Annotated in this window: 12 protein-coding genes and 1 pseudogene; 8 read left to right on the top strand and 5 right to left on the bottom strand. The window is 43.9% G+C overall.

The genetic code is table 11. The annotated features are described in order from the left end of the window. Positions 1-66 precede the first annotated feature (66 nt). From DQQ10_RS26550 to bcp, 3 genes and pseudogenes are all read left to right on the top strand, one after another. Positions 67-681, top strand: coding sequence for a fumarylacetoacetate hydrolase family protein (locus DQQ10_RS26550; RefSeq protein WP_112749988.1), 615 nt, complete (start codon positions 67-69; stop codon positions 679-681). Further along, positions 668-2596, top strand: a complete 1929-nt coding sequence (locus DQQ10_RS26555; protein ID WP_165824137.1) for a M23 family metallopeptidase — start codon at positions 668-670, stop codon at positions 2594-2596. Before DQQ10_RS26550 ends, DQQ10_RS26555 begins: the two co-directional genes overlap by 14 nt. Before the next feature lie 14 nt (positions 2597-2610). Beyond that, positions 2611-3054 (top strand): annotated as a pseudogene (gene bcp / locus DQQ10_RS26560) (thioredoxin-dependent thiol peroxidase); the annotation flags it as partial. Between the two features lie 183 nt (positions 3055-3237). Here the strand turns inward: bcp and DQQ10_RS26565 are convergent. Together DQQ10_RS26565 and DQQ10_RS26570 are read right to left on the bottom strand one after the other, a co-directional pair. Continuing rightward, complete coding sequence (locus DQQ10_RS26565; RefSeq protein WP_112749991.1) at positions 3238-3414, bottom strand: histone H1; 177 nt, start codon at positions 3412-3414, stop codon at positions 3238-3240. A gap of 87 nt (positions 3415-3501) precedes the next feature. Further along, the gene (locus DQQ10_RS26570) at positions 3502-4758 is read right to left on the bottom strand and encodes an aminotransferase class I/II-fold pyridoxal phosphate-dependent enzyme (RefSeq protein WP_112750012.1); all 1257 of its coding nucleotides are present in this window, start codon (positions 4756-4758) and stop codon (positions 3502-3504) included. Between the two features lie 112 nt (positions 4759-4870). On the opposite strand from DQQ10_RS26570, the gene accC reads away from it, so the two are divergent. The 5 genes from accC to DQQ10_RS26595 all read left to right on the top strand — a co-directional run bounded on the left by accC (position 4871) and on the right by DQQ10_RS26595 (position 10542). Continuing rightward, positions 4871-6358 carry an acetyl-CoA carboxylase biotin carboxylase subunit gene (gene accC, locus DQQ10_RS26575; protein ID WP_112749992.1) on the top strand — a complete coding sequence of 496 codons (1488 nt, stop codon included), beginning with the start codon at positions 4871-4873 and terminating at the stop codon, positions 6356-6358. Positions 6359-6368: 10 nt separating this feature from the next. Next, the gene (locus DQQ10_RS26580) at positions 6369-7673 is read left to right on the top strand and encodes a DUF1015 domain-containing protein (RefSeq protein ID WP_112749993.1); all 1305 of its coding nucleotides are present in this window, start codon (positions 6369-6371) and stop codon (positions 7671-7673) included. Next, a complete protein-coding gene (locus DQQ10_RS26585; protein WP_112749994.1) occupies positions 7670-8239 on the top strand; it encodes a Maf family nucleotide pyrophosphatase in 570 nt (189 codons plus the stop codon). Before DQQ10_RS26580 ends, DQQ10_RS26585 begins: the two co-directional genes overlap by 4 nt. Beyond that, the gene (locus tag DQQ10_RS26590) at positions 8239-9165 is read left to right on the top strand and encodes a CPBP family intramembrane glutamic endopeptidase (protein ID WP_112749995.1); all 927 of its coding nucleotides are present in this window, start codon (positions 8239-8241) and stop codon (positions 9163-9165) included. The genes DQQ10_RS26585 and DQQ10_RS26590 overlap by 1 nt, the downstream gene beginning before the upstream one ends. 153 nt (positions 9166-9318) lie before the next feature. Then, entirely contained in the window at positions 9319-10542 is a 1224-nt protein-coding gene (locus DQQ10_RS26595; protein ID WP_165824138.1) for an O-antigen ligase family protein, read from the top strand. Here DQQ10_RS26595 and DQQ10_RS26600 read toward each other — a convergent pair. The 3 genes from DQQ10_RS26600 to DQQ10_RS26610 are packed head-to-tail and all read right to left on the bottom strand — an operon-like array spanning position 10518 to position 12983. Continuing rightward, a complete protein-coding gene (locus tag DQQ10_RS26600) occupies positions 10518-11567 on the bottom strand; it encodes a glycosyltransferase family protein (RefSeq protein ID WP_112749997.1) in 1050 nt (349 codons plus the stop codon). The genes DQQ10_RS26595 and DQQ10_RS26600 overlap by 25 nt on opposite strands. Before the next feature lie 3 nt (positions 11568-11570). Continuing rightward, positions 11571-12404, bottom strand: coding sequence for a glycosyltransferase family 2 protein (locus DQQ10_RS26605; RefSeq protein WP_112749998.1), 834 nt, complete (start codon positions 12402-12404; stop codon positions 11571-11573). Between the two features lie 39 nt (positions 12405-12443). Next, positions 12444-12983 carry an inorganic diphosphatase gene (locus tag DQQ10_RS26610; RefSeq protein ID WP_112749999.1) on the bottom strand — a complete coding sequence of 180 codons (540 nt, stop codon included), beginning with the start codon at positions 12981-12983 and terminating at the stop codon, positions 12444-12446. Positions 12984-13023 lie beyond the last annotated feature (40 nt).

The raw sequence follows: 13023 nt of genomic DNA on the forward strand, positions 1-13023 counted from the left end.
TACCATTGAGCCGGACACGCCCCGCTCACGCATCAAGTGTAACACTTCATTAACCAAGCTATATCCATGAGAATTTTTGCTATCGGAAGAAATTATGCAGAGCACATTCAAGAATTGAACAATGAAAGGCCAGACGAACCCGTTATCTTCACAAAACCGGACACGGCCATCATACGAAACAACGCGCCATTCTTTTATCCTGAATTTTCAAAAGATATTCACTATGAAGCGGAGCTTGTGTTGAGGATTTGCAAAGAAGGAAAAAACATTCAAGAAAAATTCGCGAGCAAATACGTCGATGCGATCGGTGTTGGCATTGATTTTACAGCACGTGATCTACAGCAAAAGGCTAAGGAAAAAGGACTTCCTTGGGATATCGCAAAGGGCTTCAACGGTTCGGCACCGATATCTGACAAATTTATTTCCGTTAATGAATTTGCCGACCTGAAAAATATCTCCTTTAGTTTACAAGTAGATGGAGAAATTAGGCAACAAGGGAACACGAGTCTTATGCTTTTTAACTTCGATTATATAATTTCGTACTTGTCAAAATTTTTTACACTTCGCACGGGAGACTTAATTTTTACGGGCACGCCCAAAGGCGTTGGTCCAGTTAAAGTCGGCAATGTGTTATCCGCCTATATTGAAAATGAGAAACTGTTGGAATTTGAGATCAAGTAAGATCGTATTGATTTTTTTCTTTACGATAAACGCGCTTTATGCACAATCACAATTTAGCAAACCTGAGATAACATTTGCGCCAGCAGAGAAGTACATCTATCCCATCAACCCTGGTCAGCCCGGCTCTTTAGCGGGGACCATGGGTGAGTTGAGAAGCACACACTTTCATTCGGGAATTGACATCCGCACGAACAACATGATTGGATTCCCCGTGCGTGCGTCGAAGAGCGGTTACATTTCACGTGTAACGGTTGGGCCGAGCGGCTATGGTAATATTATTTATTTGACACATCCAGACGGCAACACAACATTGTATGCTCACCTGGACAAATTCAAAGGTGCCGTCGCCAAACATATTCTTCAAGAACAATACAATGCTAAGAAATTCGACGTCGATTTATTCTTCACAGAGAATCAATTTCGCGTGAACCAAGGCGACACGATCGCGTTGTCGGGCAACTCCGGTTCTTCATCTGGTCCTCACTTACATTTCGATATTCGCGATGCAAACAATTACGCACTCGACCCATTAAAAGTAGCAGACTTTCCAGAGGTAGCGGAAACACTTCCACCAGCACCGGAGAAAATTGCCGTGCGAACACTCGACAAGAACGCCCGTATCAACGATCGTTTTGGACGATTTGAATTCTATGCTGCCACGCGCGTTGGCAATAACTATTCCATCGCGAGTCCGATCATGGCATCCGGCGTTATCGGTATTGAGATTATTGCGAAAGACCGGCTCGCAGCGAAGAGCCCATTCTATGGGGGTGTTAACTATATCGAAATGCGCGTCGATAGCCAGTTAGTGTTCAGCCAAGCGATTGAAAAGATCGATATCACTGAGACGCGCGCCATTTACACTCTCATGGATTTCAAAACCTTCCGAAATAAAGGCACACGCTTCTACAAATTATACATCGACGATGGGAACGCCTTGAAGTTTTACGACAAATCGCCAGGATCAGGAAAAATCACTGTCAACAAAAAGAAAGTTTCCACAGTGCAGATTACCATGAAAGATAGTTATGGCAATAGCAGTATGGTGACATTTCAAATTACGCCGATGGAACCAGTTAAAGAGGTAAAAACGCTAGAGCCACTCACCGTTCCAATCACCTATGACATTACTGAAAACGTAATGACAATTGCCGCCAAGCCTTGTACTGCAGCCGACACGAAAGCAAAAATTTACGTAAAAGGAAATGTCATAGAGGTACTGCCGGACTACGGCAATTTCAATCGATCTGTTTACTTGGTAGATTTAAGACAAACCATACCAGATTCTGTTGTAGTATGCGACAACCGTATTGTCCCAAACATCAACGTAAGCATTCCATCGGGTACAGCATATAAATACTACGGCGATCGAATGAACATCGAGTTTCCCGCAGAAGCCTTGTACGATACATTGTTCCTCAACACCAAATACACCATGATGAAGGACAGCGGCGAGGTGTACACGATAGGCGACCGAACTGTACCGTTAAAAAGCAGTGTCCAAGTTTCCCTATTGCCTGCAAGAAAGATCAATTGGACCACCTCACATGCTGTATACCGTCAGGCCGGAAAGGGCTATACATTCGTTGGAGGAAAGCTCACCAATGGCCGAATCAACTTCACGACAAAGGAATTTGGCAGCTTCATCGTGTTGGTGGATCGCATCGCACCATCCATTAAAATGGTTACCGTAAATTCGTCTGCAGTTCGCTTTAAGATACGTGACGAGCTTTCTGGAATTGATACGTTCGAAGCATCGATCAATGGAGAGTGGCTTTTGATGCACTACGACAGCAAGACTGCCACGATATGGTCTGAACTCCTCAATAAAAATGTGCCTCTGAAAGGTAATTTTGAACTGAAAGTGACCGACAGAGCAGGAAATACGTCGACCTTCTCAAAAAGGATCTTATAATCCCCTAACTTTCTATGACACTTCAAGTTGGAGACAAAGCACCAGACTTCCGTTCAAAAGACGAACAGGGTAATGTTGTCGAGCTTTCGGACTTTAAAGGAAAGAAGCTTGTACTATACTTCTATCCTAAGGACATGACACCGGGTTGTACGGCTGAGGCGTGTGACCTTCGGGATAACTACAAAGCACTTAAAAAGGCGGGTTACGAAATTTTGGGGATCAGCACCGACACCGAGAAGTCGCATCAGAAATTCATTGCAAAAGAGAAATTGCCTTTCCGATTGCTTGCCGATCCAGACAAGACAGTGCACGACGCGTACGGCACGTGGGTTGAAAAGTCAATGTACGGTCGGAAGTATATCGGCACCGCGCGCGTTACGTTTATAATCAATGAGGAGGGCTTACTGGAGCAAATCATCCAAAAGGTAGATACCAAGAATCACGCAGCCCAGATCCTTGGTAATGAGGTTAAAAGCCCAGTGGTTGCGAAGAAGGCAACCGCACCAAAGAAAGTAAAGACAACCGCGACCAAAGTGGCCAAGAAATCAGCGGCCAAGAAGCGCAAGACATAAAAAAAGAAAACCGTTCAAATGAACGGCTTTACTTTAATAGCTTTTGATTGTTAAGGGTGTATCTGAAGCCTAAGCTTTATTCTTAAGTTCCTGAACTTCAGTGCGGATAGCCTGAGCTAGGTTTTTCAGATCCTGCATTCCCTTTCTAACGCGGGTACCTGCAGCACTGTTTCCTTTGTTGTAAAACTTGTCTATATCTCCTTCAAGTGAAGTAATGAGATCTTTAAGCTCTTGAAACTTTTGCATTGTCTTTCAGATTTTAGGATTTAAAAATTAGTTTCCTCTGCCAATTTAAATAAAAACCTTAAAAAACAACCAGAAACGCGGCTTTTTTTAGACTCCCTTAGTTACCGACACCAGTACTTCTTCTTTATAGAAACCGCTATCAAGCTTCGTTTTCAGTTTCGAGAAGGCTTCTAATGTACGGTTCACATCGTCAAGCGTGTGTACCGCCGTTGGAATGATCCTGAACATGATAACGTCCTTAGGAACAACAGGATAGATTACAACTGAACAGAAAATGCCGAAGTTCTCACGGAGGTCCATCGCCATGTTCGCAGCCTCACCTACACCGCCTTTAAACAGCACGGGCGTAACAGGCGAAGATGTTGATCCAATATTGAAACCACGCTCTTTAAGACCATTTTGCATCGCATTCACGATCTTCCAAAGGTTTGCTTTCAATTCGGGTTGAGTTTTTAACAATTCAAGACGCTTGAGCGCGCCCACCACTAGTGGCATCGGCAAGCTCTTCGCATAAATCTGTGAGCGAACGCTATAACGAAGGTACTTGATGATATTCTTCGGTCCCGCAACGAATGCACCAATACTCGCCATTGATTTGGCAAACGTAGAGAAGTATAGATCGACCTGATCCTGCACGCCTTGCTCTTCGCCGCAACCAGCACCGGTCTTACCCATAGTCCCAAAACCGTGGGCGTCATCAACGAACAAACGGAACTTATATTTCTTCTTGAGCTCGGCAACGCCTTTCAAGTCACCTTGCTTTCCAGACATCCCGAAAACACCTTCAGTAATCACCAAAATTCCACCACCTGTCTCTTCAGCCAGCTTAGTAGCACGTTGGAGTTGTTTTTCGAGACTATCCATATCGTTGTGCAAGTACACGAAGCGTTTCCCCATGTGTAGGCGAACGCCATCAATAATACATGCATGCGATTCTGCGTCATAAACGATCACGTCCTTGCGATCAACCAGAGCATCAATAATTGATACTACGCCTTGGTAGCCGAAATTGAGCAGCATTACATCCTCTTTCTTTTCGAATTCAGCGAGCTGACGTTCAAGTTCCAAGTGGTTTAACGAGTTTCCTGACATCATTCTCGCACCCATTGGTAAGCCCATGCCGTACTTCGCAGCAGCGTCAGCATCGGTTTTACGAACTTCTGGGTGGTTAGCCAAACCGAGGTAATTATTCAAACTCCAGTTGAGCACTTCTTTACCATTGAATTTCATGTGAGGACCAATCTCCCCTTCAAGTTTCGGGAAGAAGAAATAGTCATCAGGAAGATGGGAATACTTAGCCAGCGGACCGGCCTCCATTTTGAGCTTGTCGAATAAATCTACCATTTCACGGTTCATTAAAATTGCGGCAAAAATAAGGAAAAATTGGGATCGGAAGAGTGCCTGTTTATTTGTGCACGTAATAATTATGCTTACCATTGCATTTTCCGGCCAATTCATGTCAAAAATCAATAAAATCTTGGTAGCAAACCGCGGAGAAATTGCACTCCGAATTATGCGGTCTGCCCGCGAAATGGGAATCCAAACAGTCGCCGTATTTAGCGAAGCCGATCGACAATCGCTTCACGTGCGCTATGCGGATGAAGCAATTTGCATAGGACCTCCCCCATCTTCCGAATCGTACCTGCGCATCGAAAAGATCATTGCTGCAGCCAAACAAACCAACGCCGATGCCATACATCCTGGTTATGGATTTCTATCGGAGAATGAAGACTTCGCCAAAGCCGTAGAAGACGCGGGACTAATCTTTATTGGTCCCTCCGCGGCCGCGATCGAGCTGATGGGTAGCAAGCTCGCTGCAAAGGCAGCCGTGGCAAAGTTTAACGTGCCGTTGGTACCGGGAACAGCGGAGCCAATTACAGACCTATCAGAGGCGAAACAAATTGCATCAGCGATCGGGTATCCCGTTCTGATCAAAGCAAGTGCCGGTGGCGGTGGTAAGGGGATGCGTGTTGTCGATAGCGAAAGCCAGTTCGAAGAACAGATGGAGCGCGCGATCAGCGAAGCAAAATCAGCATTCGGCGACGGTTCTGTATTCATTGAAAAGTACGTTACTAGTCCGCGTCACATCGAGTTCCAAATTTTTGGCGACAAACTCGGAAATGTTGTTCACCTGTTCGAACGTGAATGCTCGATTCAACGACGTCACCAAAAGGTTGTTGAAGAAGCGCCTTCATCCGTGCTCACACCTGCGAAGCGAAAACAGATGGGCGAAGCTGCCATCAACGTGGCTAAAGCATGCGGATATTATGGCGCCGGAACTGTTGAATTCATTCTCGATGAAAAATTGAATTTCTATTTTCTGGAGATGAACACACGTCTGCAGGTCGAGCACCCTGTGACCGAAGAAATTACAGGGCTAGACCTCGTGCAATGTCAAATCAAAGTGGCACAAGGCGAACCGTTGCCCTTCAAACAGGAAGACTTACAGATCAATGGACATGCCATAGAGATTCGCGTTTACGCTGAAGACCCTGCTAACAACTTTCTCCCTGACATCGGCACCTTGACAACGTATAAACGTCCACAAGGACATGGCATTCGCGTTGACGACGGATTTGAACAAGGGATGTCGATTCCATTCTACTATGATCCGATGATTGCAAAAATGATTTGTCATGCAGAGACGCGAGAAGCAGCAATCGAGAAAATGATTCGCGCAATTCACGAGTATGAAATTACGGGACTCGAAACGACGCTTGGCTTTTGTCTCTTCGTAATGAAACATGAAGCGTTTCGAACGGGTAAATTCGACACCAAGTTTGTAGAAAACTTCTTTCGACCAGCGCTGCTAAAAGAACATACATCGTCGACGGAAGCCATGCTCGCGGCGGCATTGGCAACTACGCTTACAAACAAAGCAAAGTCAGCAGCCGAGGCGGTACCAACCACACAACCCTCGCGCTGGAAAAAGAACCGCGTTTAACTGAACACGAATGGCAGAAATTTTACCGGTAAGAGCTTGGCGATACAACACCGAGCTCGCCACCAATATAGACGACCTCTTATCACCACTGTTCGACGTTGTTTCCGACAAGCAACGCGCGGCGCTTTACAAGAATCCTTTGAACAGCATTCACCTTTCCGTTCCACAGCCACCGTTGGCCGGAGAACGCGCTGCCATGTTGTTGGATGACTGGAAAAAAAACGGCGTGATCTTACAAGATAAATTACCAGCGATCTACGTTTACTATCAATATTTCAAAACACCGGGAAGCACACGTCCCTCGTGTCGAAAAGGATTCATTGCACATGTACGCGTGTACGATTGGGAGGACAAAGTCATCCTTCGTCACGAGAATACAATTCCAAAATCTGTCAATGACCGTGTTGAAATTCTTGAAAAAACAGGATTGCACGTGAGTCCAACGCATGGGCTATACACAGACCCCACCTTCACTTTAGAAAAACTAATGGATGAAGCCATTGCATCACCCTTGTATGAAAGTGAAGACTATCAAGGCGTCCGTGACGTTGTGGGTGTGATTCACGACGGCAAGGCAGTCAACCAATTTCTCAGCTTAATCAAAGAAAAGAAAATCATACTGGCCGACGGTCATCATCGATACGAGGGATCCCTCGCCAACATGCACCAGCAAAAGCGATCCAACCCCTATCATACGGGCAAAGAAGGATACAATTTTCATTTGATGTACTTTACCAATACCGAATCAGATGACCTGCGAATCCTTCCGACGCACAGGCTCATCGTTGGTTTACCAAATTTCAGTTCCGAATCCGTACTGGAAAAATTAGAGAAGCATTTCAAGGTGAAAGTGATCGACGATGCCACGACGCTGCCAGAAGTCATCGCTGGTAAGCAATGGACTTTCGGTATTGTCTTCAAAGACACCGCGTATAAAATTCAACTTAAACCAGAGTCTATTGAAAAACTTCACTGGCCATTTCCGCCGGAAGTGAAAGCGCTGGATTTAACAGTAATGCACTATTTCATTATTGAAAAAATTCTTGGAATTGCAGGAAAAGAACAACGCAAGTCCGAGCATATCGCGTTTGATCGAAACTTTGCAGACTGCTTGAACCGCATTAATGATGGACGTTCACAGATGGCAATCATCACCAATGAAGTTTCTATCGAAGAAGTAAAGAAAATTTGCGATAGCGGTTTTACGATGCCGCAGAAATCGACATACTTTTATCCCAAGGTGATCTGTGGATTTCTCTTCAGCTCAATCATAGATCGTGAATTCAACACACCTGTTTATTATCCTTTCGCATGATACCTTCAAATCGACCGTTAATCCTGGCCTCAAGTTCTCCACGCCGACAATATTTAATGAAGGAGGCGGGATTTACGTTCACTGTAGAGAAGCCTGATGTCGAAGAAGATTTTCCGGATACATTACCTGTGGATCAGGTTGCAAAATTCCTGGCTGCAAAAAAAGCGGAATACTTCCGTCCTAAAATTCAGAATGAAATAATCGTGACGGCCGATACCGTAGTGGTTCTCGGAAAAACGATCCTCAACAAACCTTTCGATCGTAGTGAAGCGATTAAAATGCTTTCCAGTCTTTCCGGAAAAACACATCTCGTCATTACCGGCGTGTGCATAGTATCGAAAGAAAAAGAGGAATCGTTTGATGACACGACTGAAGTAACTTTCAAAACGCTTACACAAGCTGAAATTGAATTTTACGTCGACAACTACAAACCTTACGATAAGGCCGGTGCCTACGGTGCACAGGATTGGATCGGCATGGTTGCCATCGAAAAGATAACGGGTTCTTATTTTAATGTCATGGGCTTACCTATTCATCGCGTACACCAGCATTTGGTTAGCTGGTGATGAAAAAGATCTGGAACTATTTACGGCATCACCTTAAAGAAGATTTCCACCTTCTCCAATACACGTCTCTGGCCGCGTTTATTGCGTTCGGCCTATTCATCAACTACACGTTTAATCTGGAGAACGGATTTCTTGACAAGCAAGTAGGCGTATTCAAAGTCTTTTGTTTTTTCCTTACGTATGCCACAGCGTATTATGTCGCGTTATCAACATACACTTTTTTCAGGAACGAGGATGCATTTTGGTCAGATCGTATATTCTGGCGTAAGAGTCTTCTTGTATTGATAATCCTTAGTATAGACTGCAGTATGCCATACGTGCGGGAAGTGATTGCTTACTTTTTTCATGAAGACTTGCAGCGGTGGGTGTATAAAGTTGGCAACAACATCCTGAGTCAGATGATCATCATGATTCCATTGCTGCTGTACTATTACAAATTTGATCGTACGGAGAAGCACATCTATGGTCTTAAGCCAGACCGCTTTAATGTTAGACCTTATTTTATCATGCTGGCAATCATGATACCCTTGATCGCGATTGCTTCAATCGAAGGAAGTTTTGGCCGGCAATACCCGATGTATAAGCCTTCGGGTGCTCATATTTATTTAGGCATTCCCGAGTGGGTCACCGCTGGGATTTATGAGCTGGTGTACGGGTTAGATTTTGTTACCGTCGAGTATCTATTCCGCGGATTCATGGTGATCGGCATGGCGCATGTCCTCGGACGTAAGTGCATTCTGCCGATGATTACTGCCTATTGTTTCATTCATTTCGGTAAGCCTATGGGCGAAGCGATTAGTTCAATTTTTGGTGGTTTTATTCTGGGTGTGGTGGCACTGGAGACGAGGAGTGTGTGGGGCGGGATCATCGTTCATATGGGAATTGCTTGGCTGATGGAAATAGCCGCTTACTTATCAAAACATTAGCATTTTTTCTGGTGATCTTTACTATGATTTGTGCTTTTTAATTTTAAAAATTTAAGTGCTATTTGCGCTTTACTTAGCCTACGCCTTCGAATGTCTAAAGGAAAGCTTTTCTTCTACAGTTTGTGCCTGGTGGCCTTGCTCATCCCTTTTGACATGGTCGTAACTAAACTTTTTGTAGCAATCTCATTCATTTTGTGGGCCGTTTCTTCGATAAAATATATTCGTTATGAATGGGGTGTTTACGGCAAATTTTTATTCCTGTTTGCTTCACTCTACCTGATTAACATTCCGGGACTGATATTAACCGAAGACATGGACGCTGGCTATCTGCGACTGGAGTCCAGATTAAGTTACCTGATTTTTCCACTGCTTGTATTCTTTAGCGACCTCGATCGACATCAACTTAGAGCAATTTGTTATGCCTTCATTGTGGGCTTAAGTATTTGCTCGTTCATCAGTTTGGCTGAAGCGGGATATAACATGCTTTCGGCCCCCCCAGACGTGCGGAGCTTTGATCAAATCACTTACCTCAATCTTGTTGATTTTCTAGATCTTCATCCTTCGTTTGTCACCGTCTTCGTATCCTTCGCAGTGTTTTTTATTGCCTATGATCTATACACCTACGCGGCATCTACACTCAAGCGAGGTATCTTAATTGGGCTTGCTGCATACCTATGCGTCTTTAATTTTCTTTTGCAATCACGTGCCCCGCTCGCGGCATTCGTTTTCATTGTGTTGGCATTTGTCCTGGTCCTTGTCATCCGATCGCAAATCAATGCTCGAATGGCGATTGCCGGAATCATTGTCTTGCTCGTCGTTGTAGGAATTGTCGTATTCAACAGTAAGTCTGTTGTCACGCGAATGCAACTAGGTCTTGACGATGCCGCAGCGATCGCGATGAAATCTGATTTTGAGATCGACAATTCAGCATCATCATCTCTGTCGACCGTTTACCACCTGCGCTCATGGTATTGTGCTATTGATTTGCTTAGCGACCATCACTTTTTCACAGGATATGGATCCGGCGACGAGAAGGATGTACTTCAACCTTGCTATGAATCACACGGCTGGGTAATTATGATGCACGAAAGACAAAATGCCCATAATGAATACCTAAGCTCGATGATTCGAACAGGGATTACGGAGCTGCTTTTATTGGTTGGATGCTTATTTATACCATGCTTGATGGCCTTGCGCAGCCAAAATTATTTATACGTAGCATTTCTATTAATGTGGATGGCAACATTCCTTTTTAACACATTAAACTTGCAAAGCGCTTTGTTTTTCTTCACTATGTTCAATGCAATTCTATTCCGAATGATGAAGTTAAATCAACTTGGGCGTACCGACATTCAGGTCCCAAACAAAGAAAGATAAGCTTCCTGCTGCTTCTTAAAATCAAAGTACTCGGACCTCACCATCGAGGTATCTTCCTTCTTTAGTTGCGATAGAACATTCGACAACGTGTCGTTATCATAAAAAACAGCATCAACTCGTTTCACCACCTGTGAAAAATCGATATGCAGGAGTAGCTTCTTGTTAAAAGCGTAACCCCAATTAAAACTAGCCGATATCTGACTCTGTAGATACTGACGATAATTTGAAATGTTATCACTCAAAAGCGGCATCACATAATCGCAACTAGCGATGTATTGAAAAAACTGGTCGTAAGGAAGGAACCCTTCCGAGAGAACAAAATACTTTGACAATCCTTTCGATTCAATTGTAGCAACTACAGCTTTGCCATCATTTTTATTTTTATTCCCCAACAAGATAAACTTAACGCCTTCCAATTTTGGCATACGTTCAACCGCTGCTATCAATTGGAAATAGTCGCGTTTCCGTAAATCCAGTTGACCGGGAACAACAACGGTCACCTCGGCACGCGTTTTTGTTGTGGCTTGGTATTTTGTCTCGAAATAAATTGGATAGAAAAAAGCAGACTCAACTTTCAGCACTATGTGCTTTCGAAAATAATCAAGCGTATAGTCTGACAGCGTTGCAACAGCATTTACCTTATTCAGACTTTTACGATGAGATTGCTTTTTTACAAACCGATGTACTTGGTGCACAATACCAACGGCATGAAGGCCTGGCAAAAACTTCAGTACATAGTAATTAAAATTTGAATCGAGCGTATTAATTACCAGGTGTGAGATTCCGTGTTTGCGCACATATTTCCGGAGTTGAAAAATGGCCGCAATTTTTCGGAATATTTTTTTAGTGTCATGAAGAAGCGTGAACGAAACACGATCTTTGAACACACCAAGAAGTTGTTCATCCCAGAGATTTTTATCGAGAAAAACATGGACGTCATACCCAGCGTCGAGTAATAGCATCAACTGAGACGGAATAATCTCTTGGTGATATTTGAATTCAACGAGCAGTACTTTTCGGCGCATGCGCTAGAGCGTTGTTGGTGGAGCGGCAGTCTTTTGAATTCCAAATGCAGTCCACACCTTTTTCTGCTGACGCGTTTCTTTCCGAATATTCTGATTCTTCTGAATTGATTCTGGTGTTTTATATCCGCGCTTGTGATCCAAGTGTACACAAATTGCACTATACCGAATTTGTTTGCCGCGTATGCCTTTATTTACAAGACGTTCACCTAACTCCCGATCTTGTCCGCCATACTGCATTTGCTCGTTATATCCATTCACGGCAAGGATATCTTTTTTCCAACCCGAGGCGTTGTGTCCATTCCAAGTAGGCTTTGTGGGTGTGATGAAATTGAGGAATCGTTCTTTAAAACCCGTGCTGGTAAGCTTCATTGTCTTGAAGGTATTGGGCAAGCCATGTTCTGATAGCCACTGCACATCAAACGCACTCCCGTTTAAGATATCGTCCTTCTCGATGGCCTTGCTTGTGTCCATCGGAAGCATAAAATACCCGCCCGACAAGAAATATCCCACCTCGGCTTTCAGACGATGAACCTCAACAAAATCCTTTCTTGGTATACAATCACCATCGGAATAAATGAGATAATCACCCGACGCCGCGACGGTTGCTTTGTTGAGGATCTCGGATTTTTGAAATCCCCTATCCTCATGCCACACATGAATAATATTGAGCGTACCCGCCTGCTTAAATTGTTCGATAAGTTGACGTGTAGGTTCACCCGAACCGTCGTCAGCGATTACCACTTCAAAATCCTTAAAGGTTTGACATTCGTAGCCCCACAAGACTTTCTCAAGCCACGCTGGCGAGTTATACGTACTGATGATTACAGATATTTTCATCAGCGGCAAAGATAAAGATTTGAAGTGGAATGAAGGCGCTTACTTTTTTGGATAATGTTGTTTGTAAAAATCAATACTGGTATTGATGATTTTCATCGCTTCCTCTTTCCCAAGGAACTCATCGACAATTACTTTCTTATTTTCGAGTGTTTTGTAGTTCTCGAAGAAATGTTTTAGCTCTGCCATCAAATGATCCGGCAGATCTTTTACATCGGTGAGATGACTCACACTAGGATCTTGTTCTGCTACCGCGATAATCTTATCATCAGCTTCTCCACGGTCGATCATCTGCATGACACCAATTACTTTTGACGGTATCAAACAACGGGGCACCACGGTTACTTGCGTAAGAACGACGATATCCAATGGGTCATGATCTTCGCCCAGTGTCTGCGGAATAAAGCCGTAGTTTAAGGGGTAATACATCGAGGCAAAAATAACGCGATCGAGTTTGATCAACCCGCTATCCTTGTCTATCTCGTACTTTGCCCGTGAACCTTTTGGGATCTCGATGATAGCGTTTACTTTTTCTGGAGGGTTTTCTCCTACCGATACTTCATGCCAAGGGTGCTTAACCATACTTTTTTTGCCTGAATATAAATAAAAAAGCCCCGTTCAA

Source organism: Pseudochryseolinea flava, assembly GCF_003286915.1.
Taxonomy (GTDB): domain Bacteria; phylum Bacteroidota; class Bacteroidia; order Cytophagales; family Cyclobacteriaceae; genus Ohtaekwangia; species Ohtaekwangia flava.

Bases quoted from the DNA above. Each gene is read 5' to 3' on its own strand.
- DQQ10_RS26580 (WP_112749993.1), top strand. From the start codon at position 6,369: ATGGCAGAAATTTTACCGGTAAGAGCTTGGCGATACAACACCGAGCTC.
- DQQ10_RS26550 (WP_112749988.1), top strand. From the start codon at position 67: ATGAGAATTTTTGCTATCGGAAGAAATTATGCAGAGCACATTCAAGAA.
- DQQ10_RS26565 (WP_112749991.1), bottom strand. From the start codon at position 3,414: ATGCAAAAGTTTCAAGAGCTTAAAGATCTCATTACTTCACTTGAAGGA.
- accC (WP_112749992.1), top strand. From the start codon at position 4,871: ATGTCAAAAATCAATAAAATCTTGGTAGCAAACCGCGGAGAAATTGCA.
- DQQ10_RS26590 (WP_112749995.1), top strand. From the start codon at position 8,239: ATGAAAAAGATCTGGAACTATTTACGGCATCACCTTAAAGAAGATTTC.
- DQQ10_RS26570 (WP_112750012.1), bottom strand. From the start codon at position 4,758: ATGGTAGATTTATTCGACAAGCTCAAAATGGAGGCCGGTCCGCTGGCT.
- DQQ10_RS26585 (WP_112749994.1), top strand. From the start codon at position 7,670: ATGATACCTTCAAATCGACCGTTAATCCTGGCCTCAAGTTCTCCACGC.
- DQQ10_RS26605 (WP_112749998.1), bottom strand. From the start codon at position 12,404: ATGAAAATATCTGTAATCATCAGTACGTATAACTCGCCAGCGTGGCTT.
- DQQ10_RS26595 (WP_165824138.1), top strand. From the start codon at position 9,319: ATGGTCGTAACTAAACTTTTTGTAGCAATCTCATTCATTTTGTGGGCC.
- DQQ10_RS26600 (WP_112749997.1), bottom strand. From the start codon at position 11,567: ATGCGCCGAAAAGTACTGCTCGTTGAATTCAAATATCACCAAGAGATT.
- DQQ10_RS26610 (WP_112749999.1), bottom strand. From the start codon at position 12,983: ATGGTTAAGCACCCTTGGCATGAAGTATCGGTAGGAGAAAACCCTCCA.